The following is a 19,804-nucleotide window of genomic DNA, read 5'->3' as shown; positions in this document are numbered from 1 at the left end:
CGGCAGCGTGCGGCGGAATCCTTCGTCCGGCTGTACTCCGGCCGGTTCAGTCGCTCGGTACCTGGGTGGGGAGGCCGGGAAGACCGGCGGCGAGCCGCTCTACCTGCTGCTTGGTCAGGGCTCCCTGGAAGGCCCATACGTCGTCGAGCTGTCCCGACCAGTGCTCCGATGCCGTCCCGCCGGCCACGGACCGCCCGAGCTGAAGGGACTTGCCGGCACCGGACGACATCGCGTTGCCGGTCCGGGAGGAACGGTCCGCGCAGGCGTTCTCCACGATCGTCGTGCCGGTGTCCGCACGGCAGGAGAACTCCTCCAGGGCGCCGTTCACGTACAACCGGATTTCATGGGCGAATCCGTCGTAGACCAGGGCCAGATGGTTCCAGGCACCCGCGTCCTGGAAGGCCCGGCTCTCCACCGTCGTGAGGGTCACGCCCTTGTCCGCGTCCTTGTCGGGCAGGGTCACCTGCCAGCGCCCCGGCCCCTCGGCGTCGGTGCCGTCCGGGGCCTTGGCACCGGGAACGTAGCGCAGGGTGAAGGCGTCGCGGAACGCGCCGTCCGCACTCATGACGGTCATGGCGCGCCCCGGCCTGTCCGCCACCCGCTGCGCCCAGGCGGTCATGGTGAAGCTGCCGCTGGTGTCGACGGGCATCCCGTGGGTGGCGGCCGCGTCGTCGGATCCGTCGAGCCGCAGGCCGCCGTTGTCGACGTGGCCGGCGCCGATCGCGGCTCCGCCCGACAGGGTCAGGTCGTGGCGGGGCGCCTTGGCGTCCGTGAGGTCGTCCGGTGACACGGCCGGCGTGCCCGAGGCCGTGTCCAGCTTCCATCGTCCCTTGACCTGGGGACGCTGTTGGAACAGTTGCCTGATCTCGTCGGCCGACACCGGGCGGTCGTAGAGGCGTACGTCGTCGATCTCTCCGGCGAAGAAGTTGCCCGGCTTGCCCGCGTAGGACCCCGCGCCGATCTGCAGTTGGCGGTCCGCGTACCAGGGCGCGGGCACCGGGGCGGAACCGGCGTCGACGCCGTTGACGTACAGAGTGAGGGTTTTCGCCACGATGTCGTGGACTCCGGCGAGGTACGTCCACTCACCGCCCCGGGGCGGCGCCCCGGCGCTCTGGACGACCTTGTTCTGCGAGGCGTCGGCGGTGTCGGCGGAGTGCTGGTTGAGCACCCATCTGTCGTAGGTGGGCGAGTAGTAGAGTTCGACGCCGCTCGCGTTCACGCCCGACTGCGTCATCACCACCGCGGTGTGCGCGGGCTTGTCCTTCGGCAGCCGCACCCATGCGGAGATCGCGAAGGCGCCCATGGTGTTGAAGTGCGGAGCGTCCACCGTCGCGTAGTCGCGTACGCCGTCCAGGGAGAGGGCCTTGCCATCGACGCCGGGCGAGCCCGGCCTGGCGCCTGCGTGGAAGGCGGCCGGCATGACGTCCGCGCGTCCGGTCACCTCCTGCGCACCGGCCTGCTCGTCCAGCGGGAAGATCGCACGCGCCGGACGGCCCGGGCCCCGGACGTGCTCCTTGGCATACAGCCGCGAGATCTCGCTCGGGGACGCCGGCTTGTTGAAGATCTCCACTTCGTCGATCTGCCCGGGGAAGAACGCGGTCGGCTTGCCGTTCGCCGACGACGCGCCGATCAGCAATCCGCGACGGGCGTCCCAGGGCGTCGTGTACGGCACGGCCGCCTCCTGCTGGCCGTTGACGAACAGCCGCAGCTCGCCGGCGCCGCTGTCGTAGACGCCCACGAGGTGCGTCCACTCCCCTGCCTTCACCCCGCCGGGCTTCTTCTGCATCACCCGTACCGGCAGTGCGCCATCGGTGTCCGAGGCGAACTGACTGAACGCCCACCGGTCGTAGTCCTTGGAGTAGTACAGACCGAAACCCGGCGAGCGGTTGCCCGCTTGGGCGGCCACAGCGGCCGGCTCGGAGGGCATGGCCGAGAGCTTCGCCCAGGCGGACACCGTGAAGCTGCCCGAGGTGTCCACCACCGGGGTGTCGCTCTCGGCGTAGGCGTCCTTGCCGTCGAGGGTCAGCGCCGCGCCCGTCACTCCCCCCGCCCCGGTGACCGCTCCTCCGTGCAGCCGCGCCGTCCGCTGGGGAGCCGCGCCCTGTGCCTCCTTGGCGTCCGGGCCGTCGTCCATCGACCACACGGCGCGCTCGGGCTGGCCGGCCCGCACCTTGTAGCGGTAGGTGTACGGCTCGCTGACGTTGCCCGCGGCGTCCATGGCCTGGACGGTCAGGAAGTTCAGTCCCGCCTCGCCGGGCAGGGCCCTGATGGTCCTGGCCGCTCCGTCCGTCGTGGTCAGCGCGTTCTTCTCCGAGGCATCGCCATTGACACCGTAGAGGTACTTGGTGATGCCCTTCTGGGCCGGGCCGACGGTGAAGGTGCCGTAGCGGCCGACTCCGTCGAACCACGGGTCGTCCGCGTCGGCGGAGGAGCCGGGCTTCGATTCCGGGTAGTCCCCCGACACGACCTTGGGAGCGGGAAGGACCTTGGGGTCGACGACGAAGTAGCAGCCGCTGGGTGACCCGGCGTAGGACCAGGGGGAGTATCCGTGCCGGTCGTAGGACCGCACGTACCAGTTCACGGGCGTACCCACCCTGACGTCGGCCGGCAGGGAGACCGCGAAGTCCGAGCCCGACTTCTTGAACGGGGTCAGCCCCGGCTTCCACCGCGCGACGTTGCCCTTGCCGTCGCCCGCGTCCCACTCGGCCTGGAACTCCACCGCGACGTCGTCGCCGTCGGGGTCGGTGACGTTGTTGGCGTAGACCTTCCCCAGGCTGCGTACGTGCACCGCCTTCTCGGGGATCCGGCACTGGCCGCCGTACTCCATCGACAGCTGCGCCATGGTGATCTGCGGCGGCGTCTGGTTGTACTGCACGCGCAGATAGGCGCGGTCGGAGAAGCGCTTCCAGGCGTAGGTGTCGGACTCGTCCGAGGCGCGCAGACCGAACGTCATCGAGGACCAGCCCTTGGCCGCCGCCTCCTTCACCGGGTCCAGCACATCGAATTCGGCGTCGGCGGAGGCGCAGCCCTCGAAGCCGTGGGCGAAGGACTCCTCACCCAGCTTCTTGATCCAGAAGCCGGACGCCTTCTGGGAGTTCCACGTGGTGGACGCGTCGATGCCCTTCGTCCGCCAGAGCTGCACCCCCTTCTTCTCGCACGAGGCCGACCACGTCTCGCGGACCACGAACTCCGCCGAGAGGATGGTCTTGCCCGCGAACCTCGAGGTGCCGATCTCGTAGAACAGGCGCTTGGTGTCCTCCGGCTGGCAGTGCATCCAGTCGCAGTAGCCCATGCCGGCGTCGCTCTTGCCGTTGAACTTCCACTGCGGCTCGTTCGCGAAGTAGCTGGTGGCCATGGTCCAGGCGGAGGCCTGCGGTGTGTACCACTGCGGGTCGATGAACACCGGGTACACCGTGCCGGGACCGCTCAGTACGGCCTTGTCCGGTGTCAGCACCAGCTCACGGCCGCTGTCGGCGACGTTCACGCCGACCCGGGCCTGCTTGCCGGACTCTCCGGGTCCCGGCTCGTCCGCGCCGCTCCCGGCGGCTTTGGCGAGCCCGCGCGCCGCCGACCGGACCGCCTTCGTCTTGTCCGCCGGGACCGGGCCCGGGCTGGAGTCCCACATCATCGGTGCCGGCGCCTCGAAGACGGCGCCGCCGGCGCCCTGGTCGACGGCCGTCAGTCCGCCCTGTGCGGTCTGCCGCACGGTCAGGCCCTCGCCGTCGAGCCGCAGGCGCAGCCGGGCCAGTTCGGGGTCGGCCGCCGCTTTCGCCGACTTCACGACCAGGAGCTGGGTGAAGCCGTCCGCCTGCGCGGCCAGCCGCAGGTCGACGTCCGGGAGGACGTCCGGGTAGGTGGCGGTGTCGCCGTCCAGGCGAGGGACCGGGAGCTTGGACGGCCAGCCCAGGGCGAGCTTGCGCCCGCCCTTGTCCAGCCGGACCAGAGGCCCGTCGCCTCCGCCGGAGAACCTCACCCCCACGGTGGCCGCACGTGGCGAGACGCCGCCGTCGGCGGCCTTCGCCAGCGTGGCGTCGACCGGCTTCCATTCGCCGCCCACTCGCGCCCGGACCGGGCGCAGGTACTCCCTGGCCTCCAGTTTTCCGTCGGGGCGGGCCACCACGTCCGAGGTCTCGGTGCGCCGGGACGCCACCTCCACGTTCCGGCCCGAGCGCTTGGCCAGGGCCAGCGCATCGGTCTCCGACGGGGCTGACGCGTCACCGGCCGGATCGGGCGCGGCGGACGAGGCCCTGTCCGGTGGGGCGGAGCCCGCCGCCCTCGCCACCGCATGGTCCGGCAGCACCCCGGTCAGCAGTGCCAGCCCGAGCCCCCACACAGCGGCACCGCCCAACGCACGCACGCGCGCATGACGAAACATCCCCCCAGCCCTCCCCAGAGCCTGACGCATGGTCGCGAGGTGTGACGGTAGGGGCACATGATGTGTCTGGTCCATGCCGGAAAATTGGGCAGAAACCGGGGAGATTCCCCCTAAGGGGGCCATTCGACAGTTGTGCCTTATCTCACAAACGTCGACAACGCGCCATCACCGCACCGGTATCCGCCACACCAGCCGTGTCCCGCCGTCCTTCGGTGTGGTCAGGTCGAGTTCGCCGCCGTGGTGGGAGGCGCGCTCGGCGAGGTTGCGGAGGCCGCTGCGGCGGGGGTGGCCGGTGCGGGGGATGCCGGTGCCGTCGTCGGTGACGGTCAGGGTGAGGTCGTGGCCGTCGTTGACGACGGAGACGTCCGTGGTGGTGGCTCCGGCGTGGCGGGCGACGTTGGCCAGGGCCTCGCCGAGGACGGCCACCGCGTCGTCGACGGCCGCGCGCGGCACCTGGGTGTCCAGGAGGCCCTCCATGCGCAGGCTCGGGGCGAAGCCGAGGAGGGTGCCGGCCTCGCCGACGGTCTGGACGACGCGGGTGCGCAGGCCGTACTGGGGTGCGGTCTCCCGGGACCGGAGTCCGAAGATCGTCGACCTGATGATCTTTATGGTCTCGTCGAGGTCGTCGACCGCGCGGTGGACGCGCTCGACGGCCTCGGGGTGGTCGATGAAGCGGTCGGCGCTCTGGAGGGTCATGCCGGTGGCGAACAGCCGCTGGATCGCCAGGTCGTGCAGGTCGCGGGCGATGCGGTCGCGGTCCTCCAGGAGGGCGATCTGCTGGGCGTCCGCGCGGCGTTCGGCCAGTTCCATGGCCAGGGCGGCCTGTCCGGCGAAGCCGGCCAGGTGCTCGGTCTCCTCCCGGGAGAACTCCGCCTGTCCCTTGCTGCGGGCCAGCAGCAGCACGGCCCGTACCGCCTCTCCCGACTTCACCGGTACGGCCACCGCCGGCCCCGGCAGGGACTCGGTGGCACTGCCGTGCACCGGGCCGCCGGCGGTGTAGGCGGCTCCGGAGAGCGAGCCGTCCGCCGGCAGGACCCGGCCGCGGATCTCCCCGGCCCGGTCGCCGACGGCCACCTCGACGGACAGCGCGTCGCCCTGGGGCACCGGCAGGGCCACCGTGGCCAGGGCGGCGCCGGTGATCTCCTGGGCGAGCTCGGCGATCAGGCCGATGACCTCGCCCGGCGGGCTGCCGGACATCAGGCGGTTCGTCACGGCGGCGCCCGCCCGCAGCCACTGCTCGCGGCGCGTGGCCTCCTCGTACAGCCGGGCGTTGTCGATGGCGACGCCGGCGGCGACGGCGAGCGTGGACAGCACGTCCTCGTCCTCGGCCTCGAACTGCGCGCCGCCGTGCTTCTCGGTCAGGTACAGGTTGCCGAACACCTGGTCGCGCACCCGGATGGGCACGCCCACGAAGCTGTGCATCGGCGGGTGGCCCGCCGGGAAGCCGTACGAGGCGGCGTGCTCGCAGATCCTGGGCAGCCGCAGCGGCTCGGGGTGACGGATGAGCTCGCCGAGGATGCCGTGGCCGCTGGGGTGGGGGCCGATGGCCGCGATGCGGTCCTCGCTCAGCCCGACGGTCAGGAACTGCGAGAGCGTCCGTCCGTCGGGGCCGATCACCCCCAGCGCGCCGTACTCGGCGTCCACCAGCACCACGGCCGCCTCGACGATGCGGCGCAGCACGTGCTCCAGGTCCAGCTCGCGCCCCACCGACAGCACGGCCTCCAGCAGGCTGTGCACCCGGTCGCGGGTGCCGCGCGCGGCGTCCAGCCGGGACTGGAGCTCCTCCAGCAGCTCGTCGAGCCGAAGGTGCGGTAACCGCACCGCTCCGTCTCCGGTGTTCTCCACAGTTGCTCTCCTCAAGCGACGCCCGACCCGAAATCTATCTTGATCATCCGGGTCGCGGCGCGCGCCCTCAGGTGCCGGGCTTGCGCCCGTAGACGTACACGTCGTCGCCGTTCTTCAGCAGCGACCAGTACGTCTTGGCGTCGGCGCGCCGCATGTTGACGCAGCCGTGCGAGCCGGGGGCCGACCAGACGCTGCCGTCGATGGAGTGGAAGGCCTGTCCGCCGTCGAAGAACTGGCTGTAGGGCATGCGGACCTTGTAGATCGTGGACCAGTGGTCGATGCTGCGCCAGTAGATCTTCTTCAGGCCCGTACGGGTCTCGTAGCCGTCGCGGCCCGAGCGGATGGGGAAGGGGCCGGACTTCAGCTTCTTGCCGTCCTGGATCCAGCTCAGCTGGCGGGTGAGGTCCACGCAGGCGATGCGGCCCTTGTTCGTCGGGCACTTGCCCGCGGCGTTGGGATTGGAGCCCGCGGCCCGCTGCTGGGTGACGAGGTCCATGACGCCCCAGGTGACGGCGCCCGCGTAGCCGATGGCCGGGCTGATGCCGTGGGCGAGCTGGAAGTCGCGTATCGCGCGGCAGTCGGCGGCGGACTGCTTGCCGTCGGCCGTCCGGCCGAGGAAGCGTTCGGCCTTCGCCTGGTACGGGCCGGTTCCGGCGGTGCACGCGGAGGTCGCCGCCTGGGCGGACCCGGCGCCCAGCGCCACGGTGAGGGGGGCGGCCAGTCCGGCCGCGCCGAGCAGGACGCCGATGCGGCGTGCGAAGGCTCTCTTCGGTGAACTTGTCATGAACGATATGACAGCTCGGCCCGCCCGTTGGTTGCGCCCGCTCCCGGACATCCCACCAGCCCTCCGGCGCGCGGCCTCACCACGGCGCCGGCGCCGGCGCCTCACCACAGCGTCAGCAGCGACAGCAGGCCGATCCCGGCCATCGTCCAGGCCACGTAGTCGCCGATGTGGCCGGAGTGCAGCCGGCGCAGCGGCGCGCTCCAGCCGCGGGACGGGACCAGGCCGACGACGGCCGCCGCGGCCAGGACCACGGCGAGGGCGGCCGAGAGCAGGCCGAGGACCGCGCCGCTCCAGGTCCACCACTCGCCGCCGTGGCCCGGTTGCCCGCCGGTGGCCCGGCCGTCGAGGACCGCGGCGGCGTAACCGGCGTGGTCCAGGAAGGCGAAGGAGGCCGCCGCGGTCGCCTCGGCGAGGGCGGGCACGGTACCCACCGCGAGCGCACCGGCCAGCAGCGCCACGGCGACCGACACCATCGGCGGGGGCGGCAGGCGGATCCGGTGACCGGTTTCCGGCTCCTCCTCCCCACCGGCCGTCTCGGGCTCCTCCTCCCCACCGGCCGTCTCGGGCTCCCCTTCACCCCCCACCGTCTCGGGCTCCTCCTCCCCACCGGCCGTCTCCGGCTCCTTCTCGCCGCCGCCCGCCGTCTCCCGCTCGTCGTGGCCGCGCTCGCCGGCCCCGAGGAAGACCCGTGCCGCGACCCTCAGCGCCGCGCCGCCGGTCAGCGCCGACACCAGGCCGAACAGCGCGGGCAGCCAGGCGGCCTGCTCCTCCACCACGGCCTTGCCCAGGCCCGTGCCGAAGGGCGGCAGGCCCGCCAGGGCGAGGCCGCCGAGGGCGAAGAGCAGCCCGATGCCCCGTATGTCCCGGCCCCGGCCGTGCAGTTCGCGCTCGTCCACGCTGCCGAGCCGTGCGAGGAGGATGCCGGTGCAGGCGAAGAGGGCGGCCTTGGCGCCCGCGTGGCCCAGGACGTACAGGCACGTGCCCGACAGGCCCTCGGGGGTCAGCAGGCCGACGCCGACGAGGAAGAGGCCGGTGTGGCCGACCGTGGAGAAGGCCAGCAGCCGCTTGATGTGCCGCTGCTGCCAGCACATCACGGCGCCGGTCAGCGCGCTCACCACGCCCAGGACGACGAGCACGCGCCGCGTGCCGTCGGCGGGGATGCCGCCGGGGCCGCCGAAGACCGTCGCGTGGACGCGGGCGACGCCGTAGACGCCCGTCTCCACCATGACGCCGGAGAGCACCAGGCACACCGGCGTGGGCGCGACCGCGTGCGCGTCCGGCAGCCAGAAGTGGAAGGGGACGGCGGCGGCCTTGACCAGCAGCCCGGTCACCACCAGCACGAACGCGGCGGCCACCAGCGCGTCGTGCCCCGGCGCCGCGTCCAGTCGCCGGCCGATCTGCGCCATGCCCAGTTCGCCGGTGCGCGCGTAGAGCAGGGCGATGCCCATCAGCGTGGCGTAGCCGCCGAGGGAGTTGACGAATCCGAAGGCCAGGGCGCCCTGCACCGGCCGGGCCTCCTCGACGTGGTAGCCGGTGAGGGCGTAGCCGACGACGCCCATCAGTTCGAAGAAGACGAAGGCGTCGAAGAGGTCGCCGGTGAGCGCGAAGCCGCACATCCCCGCCTGGAAGAGGAGGACGAGGGCCGGGAAGGCCCCCGCGTGGCCGCGCGGCGGCTCCTCGAAGTAGCGCCAGGAGTAGGTCAGTACGGCCACGATCAGTACGGAGGCCAGGGCCGCGAGCCCCAGCCCGAGGCGGTCGCCCACCAGGACGATGCCCACGCTCACGCCGTCGCGCGGCCGCCAGTCCCCCACCCAGGACACGGCCGTCGCCGGCCCCGCCAGCGCGGCGCAGGCGAGGGCGGCGGAGGCGGCGGCGCAGGCGCACGCCACCGTCTCCGCGGCGAGCCGCGGCATCCGGCGGCCCGCGCCCACCAGCACCGCGGCGCCGAGCAGGGGCACCACCACGATCAGCGGAAGCAGCCGGTCCACCACGGGTCAGCCCTTCAGCCCGGACAGCTCGTCGGGGTCGACGGTGCCGTGCCGCTTGCGGGTCTGCACCACCAGGGCCAGCAGCAGGGCCGTCACCGTGGCGCCCACGACGACGTCGGTGAGGGCGAGGGCCTGGACGACGGGGTCGACGACCGGCGTGCCCGGCGGGGTGTCGGAGAAGACGGGCGCGGTGCCGCCGCGGCGGTAGCCGACGGCCAGCAGCAGCACGTAGGTGGCGGACTGGGTCACCGCCAGGCAGCCGACCGCGTGCACGAGGTGACGGCTGGTGGCCAGGCCGTGGACGCCGGCGAGGAAGATCCACCCGGCGACGAGGTAGGGCAGTACGGTCACTCCCGCTTCCTCCTCTCCCCTCTCTCCCTTCCCTCCTCCTTCTCGTCCACGATCTCCAGGGCCTGGGCGAGGAAGCGGGCGAGCAGGACGACCACGGCGGAGGCGACCTCCATGCCGACGGCGGCGTTGAGCAGCGGGACCGTGCCGCCGGAGGACAGGGTGTTGAAGGTGCCGAGCGGCAGGATGTTGGCCAGGTAGGCCGAGCCGGCGAGCAGCCCGGCGGCGCCGAGGACCACGTACGCCCCCTCGCCGACGCCGTCGGCGAGCTCGTACAGCCCCACCGGGCGGACGCGCTCCAGGGCCCGGTAGTCGACGCCGACGTAGAGCAGGTGCAGGGCGGTGGCCACGACCACGCCGCCCTGGAAGCCGCCGCCCGGGCTGAGCTGGCCGTGGGCGACGACGTACAGCCCGATGAGGAGGGCCAGGGGCAGCACGGCGATCGCGTAGCGGCGCACGGCGGGCGGCACGGACGCGGGCTGCGGGGTGACGCGGCGTTCGCCGGAGGTGCGGCGCAGCAGGACGACCGTGCCGAGTACGGCGGCGAAGAGGATGCTCTCCTCGCCGAGGGTGTCGAAGGCGCGCTGGTCGAAGTTGACGGAGGAGACGGTGTTGGCGGTGCGCTGGAGCAGCGCCGCCTGGACGGCCCGGTCGCCGTAGGGGTGCCAGGTGCCGCCGAAGGGCGGCATGCGCAGGCAGGCGGCCGCGAACAGCGCCGCCGTGCCCAGCAGCCCGGCGGTCAGCACCCACAGCCGCGCCCGGCGCGTCACTCGCGCCGCTTCCGGCGGCGGACCTCGCGGACCGTCAGCAGGATCATCAGCGGGGTGACCGCCGAGCCGACCGCGAGCTGGGAGAGGGCCACGTCGGGCGCCTGCAGCACGGTGAAGAGCAGGGCGAGGCCGAGTCCGAGCAGGGAGAGCACGACGGCCTGCCGGGCGGGGTCGCGGGTGAGCACGGCCGCGGTGGCGGCGGCCGCGACGAACAGCAGCGAGGCGACGACGAGCGCGTCGTCCAGCGCCTCACGCATGGCGCAGGGCCCTGGAGGTGACGAGCCCTCCCGCCACCAGCAGGGCGCCGACGACGAGCAGTTTGAGCAGGGCCCGGCCGGGGCCGGTGGCGATGCACAGGGGTACGAGGGTGGCGGGGGTGCCGACGGCGACGAGGGGGGTCAGCAGGCGCAGGCCCGGCGGGGGCGCGTCGATCTCGTCGCCGAGCAGCCGGACGAAGACGAGCGTCCCGGCCGGGCCCAGCACCGAGGTCACCAGCGCGAGGTCCACGTACGACGGCCGCCCGTACCCCTGGGCGAGCAGGAGGAACACCAGGCACAGCAGCAGGGTCGCCGCGTTCTGGGCGACGACGCGCCGGCCCGCGCCGCCGCGCGCGGCGCCCCACAGGCTCGGCCCCAGGCCCGCGACGACGAGCACGGCGGCGGCCACGAGCCAGCCGTTCACCTCAGGCCGCCGCCCGCCGGGCGCCGCGGGCGGCGCAGGCCGCCAGGAGCGCGGCCGCCGCGCCGACGGCCGTCTCCAGCGGGTCCACCGAGCTGATCAGTACGGTCCACACGGCGGTGAGCGCGGCCCACCAGCCGAGGTCTTCCGCGACCGCGGCCGCCCTGCGCAGCACCGTCGCTCCACCTCCCACGGCCATCACGCCGGCATCACACCGAACCTGACTTAAATCGACCGAATCTGACCGAACCGGACCCGTTCCCGAGTATCGGCCATCGGGCGGGCCGGGGCGGGACGCCACCCCGCCGGACCGCGAACCGGGAGGTTTCATCGCGGCGCCCCGGGGTTATCCGTTGCGTCTGAGCTCACCGCGCGGCCCTGGAGGATCCCACCGCGATGACCGAGTACGGCGAGGCCCCCGACCAGCGCGTCCGGGGCGACGCGAGGCCGCCCGCCACGCCGGGCGGCAGGTGGAGAGGAACAGCATGAGTGAGCAGGTTTCCGACCACATCCTGGCGCGCCTGCGCGAGTGGGGTGTGGAGCGGGTCTTCGGCTACCCGGGGGACGGCATCAACGGGCTGCTGGCGGCCTGGGAGCGGGCCGGGGACCAGCCGAGGTTCATCCAGGCGCGGCACGAGGAGATGGCGGCGTTCGAGGCCGTGGGGTACGCCAAGTTCAGCGGCCGGCTGGGGGTGTGCGTGGCGACGTCGGGGCCGGGCGCGATCCATCTGCTCAACGGCCTCTACGACGCCAAGCTCGACCACGTGCCCGTGCTGGCGATCGTGGGCCAGACGGCCCGCTCCGCGATGGGTGGCGCGTACCAGCAGGAGGTGGACCTGCACACGCTCTTCAAGGACGTCGCCTCGGAGTTCCTGGAGACCGTCACGGTGCCCGAGCAGCTGCCGAACGTCCTGGACCGGGCGATCCGCACCGCCTGCGCGCGCCGCGCCCCCACGGCCGTCATCGTCCACGCCGACGTGCAGGAGCTCGAGTACACCCCGCCCGGTCACGACTTCAAGATGGTGCCCTCCAGCCTGGACCGCAGCGGCTGGCAGGCGCTGCCCTCGGCGGAGGCGCTCGAGCGCGCGGCGCAGGTCCTCAACGCCGGTGAGAAGGTGGCGATCCTCGCGGGCCAGGGCGCCGCCGGGGCCCGCGACGAGGTGGAGCGGGTCGCCGAGATCCTGGGCGCGGGGGTGGCGAAGGCGCTGCTGGGCCTGGACGTGCTCAGCGACGAACTGCCGTACGTCACCGGCTCGATCGGGCTGCTGGGCACCCGCCCCTCCTACGAGCTGATGCGCGACTGCGACACGCTGCTGACGATCGGGTCCAACTTCCCCTACGCGCAGTTCCTGCCGGAGTTCGGCGCGGCGCGGGCCGTGCAGATCGAGATCGACCCGCACCTGGCGGGGCTGCGCTACCCCTACGAGGTCAATCTCATCGGCGACGCGCGGGCCACGCTGGAGGCGCTGATCCCACTGCTGGAGCGCAAGGACAAGCGCGGCTGGCAGAGCCAGGTGATCTCCAATGTGCAGCGGTGGAAGGAGGTGATGGCGCGGCGGGCGGCGGTGGGCGCCGAGCCGGTGAACCCCGAGCACGTGGCGCGGGCGCTGTCGCCGCTGCTGCCGGACGACACGATCCTGACCTCGGACTCGGGTTCGGTGGCCAACTGGTACGCCCGGCACATCACCCTGCGCGGCACGATGCGCGGCTCCCTGTCGGGGACGCTGGCGACGATGGGCTGCGCGGTGCCGTACGCGATCGGGGCGAAGTTCGCCCACCCGGACCGGCCGGTGGTGGCGCTGGCCGGGGACGGGGCGATGCAGATGAACGGCCTGGCCGAGCTCATCACGGTGGCCAAGTACCGGCACGAGTGGGAGGATCCGCGGCTGGTGGTCGGGGTGTGGAACAACCGGGACCTCAACCAGGTGACCTGGGAGCTGCGCGCCATGGGCGGCTCCCCGCAGTTCCTGCCCTCGCAGGAGCTGCCCGACGTCCCCTACGCGCGGTGCGCGGAGCTGCTGGGGCTGACCGGGATCCGGGTGGAGGAGCCGGACGAGGTCGAGGACGCCTGGCGCGAGGCCCTGGCCGCGGACGGGCCCGTCGTGGTGGAGTTCGTCACCGACCCGGCGGTGCCGCCCGTTCCGCCGCACGCGGACTGGGGGCAGATCGAGGCGACGGCGGCCTCCGTCCTCAAGGGCGACGCCGACCGCAGGGGCATGCTGCGGCAGGGCATCAAGGCGAAGATCCAGGAGTTCCTGCCCGGCGGCCACGGGCGGTCCACGCGCTGAGGACGACCGCCCCGGGCAGGCCCGCTCCCTGCTGCGCGGCGGCCGGGGCGAAGCGGGGGCCGGAGATCCGCGAGACGAAGCGAAGGGAAGGGAAGCCGTCATGAAGGTCGCGTTCCTTGTGGCGCCCGAGGGCGCCGAGCAGGTCGAGCTCACCACCCCCTGGAAGGCGGTCGAGGAGGCGGGCGGCACCCCGCAGCTCGTCTCGACGAAGCCGGGGACGGTGCAGGCGTTCCACCACCTGGACCGGGGCGACACGTTCCCCGTCGACAAGACGGTGGCCGAGGTGGGCGCCGCGGAGTACGACGCCCTGGTGCTGCCGGGCGGGGTCGCCAGCCCCGACTTCCTGCGCATGGACGAGCGGGCGGTGGCGTTCGCCCGTGACTTCTTCGCGGCGGGCAAGCCCGTGGCCGCGATCTGTCACGCCCTGTGGACGCTGGTCGAGGCCGATGTGCTGCGCGGCCGCACCCTGACGTCGTGGCCGAGCCTGCGCACCGACATCCAGAACGCGGGCGGCTCCTGGGTCGACGAGCAGGTCAAGGTGTGCACCCACGGGCCCAACACGCTGATCACCAGCCGCAAGCCGGACGACCTCAAGGCGTTCTGCGACGCGTTCACCGCCGAGTTCCGCAAGGCCGGCGGAGGTGGCGGGGCCTGACGCCCCCGACGTCAGGGCTGCCGGCCGAGCCGGGCGAGCAGCTTCTGCCAGGAGTCGGCGCCGCGGGGCGGCGGCACCGGCTCCGCGAACAGGCCCGAGCCGGAGAGGTCGTCGGCGTACGGCTCCATCTCGTGCACGGTGAAGTCCACGAGGTCCTTCGAGGGGTGTTCGTCGGCGCCGATCGCGCGGGAGAGGTCCCAGGCGTGGATCACCAGGTCGGCGATCATCTGCGCGCAGTAGGCGTGGGCGGGCGTACTGCCGTACGACAGCTGCACCGTGCGGTCCAGCGCGCCGTGGGCCGCGAAGGCCTCGCGGGCGGTGGCGGCCGACCGGTCCCAGACGCCGAGGGGGTCCTTGCCGAGCCGGTCGCCGTCGAAGGCGTCGCCCACCTCCCCGACGGTCGAGCCGGCCAGCATGGGCGGCACCCACATCTGCTCGACGGCCAGGTGGTTCACCAGATCGCGCACGGTCCACTCGGTGCACGGCGTGGGCTCGTCCCACTGGTCCGGGCGGATGGCGTGCACCCGGTCGGTGAAGAGGTCGAGCGCCTCGCCGTGCCGGGCGAGCACGGTGCGCCGCCGGGAGTCGGTCAGGTTCTTGTCACCGGTCATGAGGTCCATGATCCGACCGGAGCCGGGCCGCGGCCAGTGCGGCGGCGGCGAACACCACCCCGCCGGCCAGGGCACCCCGGTGCTCGGAGAGCCACAACTGGGGCCCGTGCACCCGCGCGCCCCTGCCGAAGTCGCCGTGGGCGCCGTAGTCGTGGCCGCCGTCGCCGTCGACGGGGTGCCACAGGTTCACCGGCGGCGGCAGCTCGGGGGCGAGGTCGGGGCGCTGCTGCGAGGCGTAGGCCGTGCGGGCGAGGTAGCGGTCCATCAGGCCGGGGGCCACGGCGTTGGCGACGAGGGTGGCGACGGTGCTGGCGCCGACCCAGTACTCGCGGCGGCGCGGGTGGGCGGCGGCGTACACGATGGCACTGGCGGCGAGTTCCGGCTCGTAGACGGGCGGTACGGGGCGGGGGCGGCGCGGCATGCGGTTGAGCACCCAGCCGAACTGCGGGGTGTTCAGGGCGGGCAGCTGCACCATGGTCGTACGGACCTTGCTGCCCTGGTGGAGCAGCTCGCACCGCAGGGCCTCGTGCCAGCCCTGGATGGCGTGCTTGGCGCCGCTGTACGCGGACTGCAGGGGCAGCCCGCGGTAGGCCAGGGCCGAGCCGACCTGGACGATGGTGCCGTGGTCGCGCGGGAGCATGCGGGAGAGCGCGGCGTGGGTGCCGTACACATAGCCCAGATAGGTGACTTCGGTGACGCGCCGGAACTCGTCGGGTTCGATCTCGACGAAGGGGGCGAACACGCCGGTGAAGGCGTTGTTGACCCAGACGTCGACGGGCCCGAACACCTCTTCCACGCGGTTCGCCGCGTCGGTGACCTGCCGGTGGTCGGCCACGTCCACCGGCACCACCAGCGCCTGGCCGCCGCGCGAGCGCACCTCGGCGGCGGCGGCCTCCAGTCCCTTGTGCCCGCGCGCCAGCAGCGCGACGCAGGCGCCCTGCCGGGCGAACGCCCTGGCCGTCGCGCGCCCCACGCCGCCGCTGGCACCGGTCACCACCACGACGGACGGCTTCGTTCTCTTCATCATCGGCGCCGGGTACCCGGGGCCGTGCACCGTAAACGGATTGGACCGTTTTACCCCGGCTTCGCCCATCCGGGTGAGCGTCGGCGGCCGGACCGCACCCGTCCGGCTCGTTCACCCGTTCCGGCGATTGCGGGCGGCGGCCGGCATTGCGGACCCTGGACGAGGGGGGCTCGCGTGCCCCGGTCGACGCCGCGGTGCCGTCCGCGCCGGGGAGAACGAGGGGGGAACGTCCATGACGACAGCTCCTGCCGCGGCGGGGCAGCTCCCGGCCGGGGTCGCCGCGCACGCCGTCCGGTGGTGACGGAGGCCGGCCCGGCGGCGGACGCCGGGCAGGACGGGCGCCTGACCCGCTCGGCGTTCACGACCGCGCTGCACGCCCACGCCGATCAGTACTGGTCACGGCACCCGGTGCACCTGCGGCTGCACCAGGGGGGCCTGACCCGGCGGGAGCTGCGGCGCTGGATCGCCAACCGCTGGTACTACCAGAAGCTGCTGCCCCAGAAGGACGCGGCCATCGTCGCCAACTGCCCCGTCCCCGAGGTGCGCCGCCGCTGGACGCGGCGCATCACCTTCCAGGACGGCACGGCCGAGGGGCACGGCGGCACCGCCCAGTGGCTCGCCCTCGCCGAGGCCGCGGGCCTGAGCCGCGCCGAGGTGCTGGACGAGCGCCACGTCCTGCCCGGCGTCCGCTTCGCCACGGACGCCTATGTGACCTTCTGCCGCACGCGCCCCTGGACCGAGGCCGTCGCCGCCTGCCTGACCGAGCTGTTCGCGCCCGGCCTGATGCGCGACCGGCTCGCCGCGCTGCGCACCCACTACCCCTGGGTCGATCCCTCCGGCCACGAGTACTTCACCACCCGCCCGGCCGCGGTCACCGACGACGCCCGGCACGCCCTGGGCCTGGTCCTGTCGTACTGCACGACCCGGCAGCTGCAGGACGCCGCCCTCGCCGCCCTCACCTTCAAGTGCGACGTGCTGTGGAGCATGCTCGACGCCCTCGACCACGCGGGCAGGACGGACCAGGTTCCCCTCTAGGGCGTGTCCGATGGGTCGGTGCGGGGAGCGTCAGGCATCCAGGGGCCGCCAGGCCGGGCCGTCGCCGTCCTGCCGGACGTGACCGAACACCACGTCGGCGAAGTGGACGCCGAAGCCGATCGTGCCGGGCTCCGCCAGTTCGGCGACGAGGCGGCGGCGGTGGCCGGCGGTGCGGGTGAGGTCGTGGTCGAAGGCCGAGGACCACTCGGGGTGGTCGGCCTGGATCGGCGAGTGCATCGCGTCACCGAAGGCGATCAGGCGCCGGCCACCCCCGGTGATGACGTACTCGGCGTGCCCGACGGTGTGGCCGGGCGTGATCCGCACGTGTACGCCGGGGAAGATCTCCTGCCCGTCCGTGATCGTACGTACGCGCGGCGCGAGGGCGGCGACCTGCTGGGCCTCCAGGACGTCGCGCCCCTCCCACTCCGGCTCGGAGACCAGGTATTCGGCGTGGGCGAAGACGGGCCGGTCACCGCCGGGGGCGGGGTGGCAGGCCCAGCCGAGGTGGTCGGAGTGGAGGTGGGTGAAGGCCACCGCCTCGATGTCCTCGGGGCTGCGACCGAGTGCGGCCAGGCTCTGCGGGAGCGCGCCTCCGTGGATCACGCCGAGGGGGCCGTCCGGGGCCTCGAGCGTCTGCGGGCCGAAGCCCGCGTCGATCAGCAGAGCGCGGTCGCCGTGCTCCACCAGCAGACCGCCGACGCTCCCCACGAGGTGGCCCGTGGCGTCCAGGTACTCGGGGTGTGCGGCCCACACCTCGTCGGTGGAGTCCTGGAGCAGCGGCAGCGGCCGGAGCCGCACGTCGCCGTCCGGGACGTACGACACCTTCGTGTCGCCCAGCTGTATCGAGCGGATTCCCGCCGGCCGGCTCAGTCGTCCGTCCTGATCCACCGTCAAGTCAGCCATGAGTTCTCTCCCGTGAGTCGCATCAGGTCGTCGCCGTGTCTCCGGCGGCGACGACGCCCACCATAAGCATCAAGCTCGAATCATTCAAGCTGTAAATATGTCGCCTTGATGGACTTGCTAGGGTGGTGGCATGACGACGTCCCCGGAGCGGCAGGCCATCGCCGAGCGACAGCTGTGCGGCCTGGTGAACGGGCTGGCCCAGCGGATCGCCGAGCACGTCCGGGAGCGCGCCGCCACCCTGGGCCTCACCGCGTCCCAGGCGACCGCGCTGCGGGAGATGAGCGGGCCGATGACCATGCGGGAGCTCGCCGAACGCATGAGCTGCGAGCCCTCCAACACCACGTTCGTCATCGACAAGCTGGAGAAGCAGGGCCTGGTCGAACGCCACCCGCACCCCACCGACCGCCGCGCCAAGCACCTCGTCCTCACCGCCGAGGGCACCGCACTGCGCGAACGCCTCCTCGGACTCCTCGCCGTGGACTCCCCGCTGTCCGGCCTCAGCCCGCAGGAGCAGCGCGTCCTTCACGGCCTGCTGGAGCAGGCCGTCACCTCTCCGTAAGCCGGCGTCGGCGCGGCGGCGACCGCGGACACGCCCTAGCGCACCGTGGCGGGCAGCCGGCGGGCGCCGTGCGGGACGTCCGTGGGGGGCGGGGTCTGGCGCAGGGCCCTGGCCAGCAGCAGGAACCACACGCCCACCAGCACCAGATGGGCCCGCTGCGGGACCCCGTGCCAGCCCGGCCGGCCGAACAGCGGGCCGACCGTGGCCAGCGCCGTCAGCAGGGCGCAGGCCAGCACCCACGGGCCCCGGCGGCGGACGACCGGGCGCGGGCAGGGGCCGGGGCCGGACGCGAGGACAAGCAGCGCCATCGAGGCGAACAGCGCGGCGTGGACGAGCGCGCTGGTGGTCGTGTGCCAGGGGTTGACGGCCTCGCAGCCGCGCTCCACGGACGGCGCGCAGTGCATGGGCACGACGACGTCCGCCACGGAGAACACCCCGAAGGCCACCAGCGACCACCAGCCCGCCGCCGGCAGGCCGCCGGCCGCGCGGGGGCGGGCCAGGAGGGCGCCGGTCACCACCAGGACGGCGGCCGTGACCTCGATGCCGCCGAAGAGGAGGTGGAAGCGCTGATCGGCGGCGTACAGCTCGCTGACGTAGGAGTGCCGGGGGTCCAGGCCCGTGGGCAGGACGAACTCCAGCAGCCAGTCGTTGTAGACCACCGCCGCCGTGGCCAGCAGCAGGGACGCCCACCCGTCGCGCATCGGGGCCCTTATCCGTTCGGCCGTGCGGGTGGGGGCCCGTAGGCCGGCGGGGGCGGCATCTGCGGCGACGGGGTGGTCGGCGGCGTGGTGTGCGGAGCGGTGGGGGGCATGGTGTGCGGGGTCGTGGGCTGCGGGGGCTTGGGCGGCTGCGGGGGCCGCGGGGGCTGCTGGCCGCCCGGGGAGGTCGTCGGCCGCGGCGGGGCCGTGGACATCCCGCCCTTGGGGGCGGAGATGGAACGGTCCTCCTCGCCGTCGGTGCCGACCGGACGCTCGAACCACTCCCCCGTCTCGGGGTCGTAGACCACGATGACCTCCATGACGGAGTCGGCCGGGTCGACCACCACCACGTCCTCCGGCCGGTAGGCCGGCCAGGTGTCGCCCTTGGCCTTGGGTGTGCCCTTCACGGCGACCGGCGGCTTCAGCGGGTTGCCGCAGGCGCAACGCACCCTGGGCACGCCCCGGTCGTCGACGAGCACGGCCGTACCGGCCTGCAGGACGGACTGGAAGCTCGTGACGGAGCCGTCCTTGTAGCCGTGGTTGGTGACCCGGGTGTCCGTGCGCAGCTGCAGGGGCGTCAGGCCGCGCAGGTACGTGGCCAGGCCGCCCGCCTCGATGCCCGCCGCGCCCGCGAAGGCGCGGGCCTTGGACTGGTCCTGGTTCAGATAGCCGATCTGGCGCTCGACGTCGCAGCTGGCGACGTTGCGGGTGCCGCCGTAGAGGCCGGGCGTGGAGCCCTGGACGACGCGGGTGCCGCTGCCCGTGCCCTGGGGGCGGGCGGGGGCGGCGGCCGCGGCGGCGCTGGAGCCCTTCGCGGACGAGTGGGTGAAGGGATCGCGGCCGTCGGCCGAGGCGGACTGAAGGAAGACCTCGCCGGCGGGGGTTCCGCTCTGCCGGAGGAGGAAGACCGTGAGCACCGCGGCGAGGACCACGACGGCGGCCCCCGCCACCAGCACGACCTTGGACCGCCACCACGGCGCGCCGCCGCCGGGCCGCTCGCCCGGGGTGTCGCGCCCGTCCGAGGGTGGGGCGGGCGGCCCGGGGGGCTCCTGGGGGCCGGACGGGCCCGAGGGCTGGGCCGGCCAGTCCTGCCGGGTGGCCTCCGGCCCCTCGGAGGGTTCGGGCGGCGTGGATTCGCGCCCGGACAGCGGGCCGGACGGAGGGCCGGTGGGGCGTTTTCCTGACGGTGGTTCGGACGACACGGCCCTTCTCCTACGCTGGAGGCTCTTTTGTTCCCTTTCGC

At 73.4% G+C, this 19,804-nt stretch carries 18 protein-coding genes; 4 read left to right on the top strand and 14 right to left on the bottom strand.

Annotated elements, in window-relative coordinates:
* Positions 1-46: 46 nt before the first annotated feature.
* From IE295_RS07150 to IE295_RS07110, 9 genes are all read right to left on the bottom strand, one after another.
* A complete protein-coding gene (locus IE295_RS07150; protein WP_190062654.1) occupies positions 47-4,375 on the bottom strand; it encodes a LamG-like jellyroll fold domain-containing protein in 4,329 nt (1,442 codons plus the stop codon).
* 165 nt (positions 4,376-4,540) lie between these two features.
* Entirely contained in the window at positions 4,541-6,220 is a 1,680-nt protein-coding gene (locus tag IE295_RS07145; protein WP_190062653.1) for a sensor histidine kinase, read from the bottom strand.
* A gap of 67 nt (positions 6,221-6,287) precedes the next feature.
* Complete coding sequence (locus IE295_RS07140) at positions 6,288-7,004, bottom strand: L,D-transpeptidase (RefSeq protein ID WP_190062652.1); 717 nt, start codon at positions 7,002-7,004, stop codon at positions 6,288-6,290.
* Between the two features lie 101 nt (positions 7,005-7,105).
* The gene (locus IE295_RS07135; protein ID WP_224323168.1) at positions 7,106-8,992 is read right to left on the bottom strand and encodes a complex I subunit 5 family protein; all 1,887 of its coding nucleotides are present in this window, start codon (positions 8,990-8,992) and stop codon (positions 7,106-7,108) included.
* Between the two features lie 6 nt (positions 8,993-8,998).
* Positions 8,999-9,343, bottom strand: coding sequence for a sodium:proton antiporter (locus IE295_RS07130; protein ID WP_190062651.1), 345 nt, complete (start codon positions 9,341-9,343; stop codon positions 8,999-9,001).
* Positions 9,340-10,110 carry an MnhB domain-containing protein gene (locus IE295_RS07125; protein ID WP_190062650.1) on the bottom strand — a complete coding sequence of 257 codons (771 nt, stop codon included), beginning with the start codon at positions 10,108-10,110 and terminating at the stop codon, positions 9,340-9,342. Before IE295_RS07125 ends, IE295_RS07130 begins: the two co-directional genes overlap by 4 nt.
* Positions 10,107-10,367, bottom strand: coding sequence for a hydrogenase subunit MbhD domain-containing protein (locus IE295_RS07120; protein WP_372478833.1), 261 nt, complete (start codon positions 10,365-10,367; stop codon positions 10,107-10,109). The genes IE295_RS07125 and IE295_RS07120 overlap by 4 nt, the downstream gene beginning before the upstream one ends.
* Positions 10,360-10,791, bottom strand: a complete 432-nt coding sequence (locus IE295_RS07115) for a monovalent cation/H+ antiporter complex subunit F (RefSeq protein WP_190062649.1) — start codon at positions 10,789-10,791, stop codon at positions 10,360-10,362. Before IE295_RS07115 ends, IE295_RS07120 begins: the two co-directional genes overlap by 8 nt.
* A gap of 1 nt (position 10,792) precedes the next feature.
* The gene (locus IE295_RS07110) at positions 10,793-10,987 is read right to left on the bottom strand and encodes a hypothetical protein (RefSeq protein ID WP_190062957.1); all 195 of its coding nucleotides are present in this window, start codon (positions 10,985-10,987) and stop codon (positions 10,793-10,795) included.
* Positions 10,988-11,273: 286 nt separating this feature from the next.
* On the opposite strand from IE295_RS07110, the gene IE295_RS07105 reads away from it, so the two are divergent.
* On the top strand, positions 11,274-13,076 hold the full coding sequence (locus tag IE295_RS07105) for a thiamine pyrophosphate-requiring protein (RefSeq protein WP_190062648.1): 1,803 nt from the start codon (positions 11,274-11,276) through the stop codon (positions 13,074-13,076).
* A gap of 100 nt (positions 13,077-13,176) precedes the next feature.
* Positions 13,177-13,731, top strand: a complete 555-nt coding sequence (locus IE295_RS07100; RefSeq protein WP_190062647.1) for a type 1 glutamine amidotransferase domain-containing protein — start codon at positions 13,177-13,179, stop codon at positions 13,729-13,731.
* Between the two features lie 11 nt (positions 13,732-13,742).
* On the opposite strand, the gene IE295_RS07095 is transcribed toward IE295_RS07100, so the two are convergent.
* Both IE295_RS07095 and IE295_RS07090 read right to left on the bottom strand, forming a co-directional pair.
* Positions 13,743-14,342 carry a TIGR03086 family metal-binding protein gene (locus tag IE295_RS07095; RefSeq protein ID WP_190062646.1) on the bottom strand — a complete coding sequence of 200 codons (600 nt, stop codon included), beginning with the start codon at positions 14,340-14,342 and terminating at the stop codon, positions 13,743-13,745.
* Complete coding sequence (locus IE295_RS07090; RefSeq protein ID WP_190062955.1) at positions 14,332-15,366, bottom strand: SDR family oxidoreductase; 1,035 nt, start codon at positions 15,364-15,366, stop codon at positions 14,332-14,334. Before IE295_RS07090 ends, IE295_RS07095 begins: the two co-directional genes overlap by 11 nt.
* 297 nt (positions 15,367-15,663) lie before the next feature.
* On the opposite strand from IE295_RS07090, the gene pqqC reads away from it, so the two are divergent.
* Positions 15,664-16,401 carry a pyrroloquinoline-quinone synthase PqqC gene (pqqC, locus tag IE295_RS07085; RefSeq protein WP_224323152.1) on the top strand — a complete coding sequence of 246 codons (738 nt, stop codon included), beginning with the start codon at positions 15,664-15,666 and terminating at the stop codon, positions 16,399-16,401.
* A 30-nt stretch (positions 16,402-16,431) separates the two neighbouring features.
* Here the strand turns inward: pqqC and IE295_RS07080 are convergent, their stop codons facing one another.
* Positions 16,432-17,304, bottom strand: a complete 873-nt coding sequence (locus tag IE295_RS07080) for an MBL fold metallo-hydrolase (RefSeq protein WP_190062645.1) — start codon at positions 17,302-17,304, stop codon at positions 16,432-16,434.
* Positions 17,305-17,434: 130 nt separating this feature from the next.
* On the opposite strand from IE295_RS07080, the gene IE295_RS07075 reads away from it, so the two are divergent.
* The gene (locus IE295_RS07075; RefSeq protein ID WP_190062644.1) at positions 17,435-17,863 is read left to right on the top strand and encodes a MarR family winged helix-turn-helix transcriptional regulator; all 429 of its coding nucleotides are present in this window, start codon (positions 17,435-17,437) and stop codon (positions 17,861-17,863) included.
* A 35-nt stretch (positions 17,864-17,898) separates the two neighbouring features.
* Here the strand turns inward: IE295_RS07075 and IE295_RS07070 are convergent, their stop codons facing one another.
* Together IE295_RS07070 and IE295_RS07065 are read right to left on the bottom strand one after the other, a co-directional pair.
* Positions 17,899-18,564 carry a DUF998 domain-containing protein gene (locus tag IE295_RS07070; protein ID WP_190062643.1) on the bottom strand — a complete coding sequence of 222 codons (666 nt, stop codon included), beginning with the start codon at positions 18,562-18,564 and terminating at the stop codon, positions 17,899-17,901.
* A gap of 8 nt (positions 18,565-18,572) precedes the next feature.
* A complete protein-coding gene (locus IE295_RS07065; RefSeq protein ID WP_190062642.1) occupies positions 18,573-19,763 on the bottom strand; it encodes a DUF6777 domain-containing protein in 1,191 nt (396 codons plus the stop codon).
* Between the last annotated feature and the right edge of the window lie 41 nt (positions 19,764-19,804).

It is taken from the genome of Streptomyces griseocarneus (assembly GCF_014655595.1).
GTDB lineage: Bacteria > Actinomycetota > Actinomycetes > Streptomycetales > Streptomycetaceae > Streptomyces > Streptomyces griseocarneus.
Note: the sequence above shows the minus strand (reverse complement) of the source record. Positions and strands in the feature narration are given on the sequence as shown.

What these genes read in the sequence shown, in the direction of transcription:
- IE295_RS07150 (WP_190062654.1), bottom strand. Translation starts at nt 4,375, where the DNA reads ATGTTTCGTCATGCGCGCGTGCGTGCGTTGGGCGGTGCCGCTGTGTGG.
- IE295_RS07140 (WP_190062652.1), bottom strand. Translation starts at nt 7,004, where the DNA reads ATGACAAGTTCACCGAAGAGAGCCTTCGCACGCCGCATCGGCGTCCTG.
- IE295_RS07120 (WP_372478833.1), bottom strand. Translation starts at nt 10,367, where the DNA reads ATGCGTGAGGCGCTGGACGACGCGCTCGTCGTCGCCTCGCTGCTGTTC.
- IE295_RS07110 (WP_190062957.1), bottom strand. Translation starts at nt 10,987, where the DNA reads ATGGCCGTGGGAGGTGGAGCGACGGTGCTGCGCAGGGCGGCCGCGGTC.
- IE295_RS07105 (WP_190062648.1), top strand. Translation starts at nt 11,274, where the DNA reads ATGAGTGAGCAGGTTTCCGACCACATCCTGGCGCGCCTGCGCGAGTGG.
- IE295_RS07100 (WP_190062647.1), top strand. Translation starts at nt 13,177, where the DNA reads ATGAAGGTCGCGTTCCTTGTGGCGCCCGAGGGCGCCGAGCAGGTCGAG.
- IE295_RS07095 (WP_190062646.1), bottom strand. Translation starts at nt 14,342, where the DNA reads ATGACCGGTGACAAGAACCTGACCGACTCCCGGCGGCGCACCGTGCTC.
- IE295_RS07090 (WP_190062955.1), bottom strand. Translation starts at nt 15,366, where the DNA reads ATGAAGAGAACGAAGCCGTCCGTCGTGGTGGTGACCGGTGCCAGCGGC.
- IE295_RS07080 (WP_190062645.1), bottom strand. Translation starts at nt 17,304, where the DNA reads ATGGCTGACTTGACGGTGGATCAGGACGGACGACTGAGCCGGCCGGCG.
- IE295_RS07075 (WP_190062644.1), top strand. Translation starts at nt 17,435, where the DNA reads ATGACGACGTCCCCGGAGCGGCAGGCCATCGCCGAGCGACAGCTGTGC.
- IE295_RS07070 (WP_190062643.1), bottom strand. Translation starts at nt 18,564, where the DNA reads ATGCGCGACGGGTGGGCGTCCCTGCTGCTGGCCACGGCGGCGGTGGTC.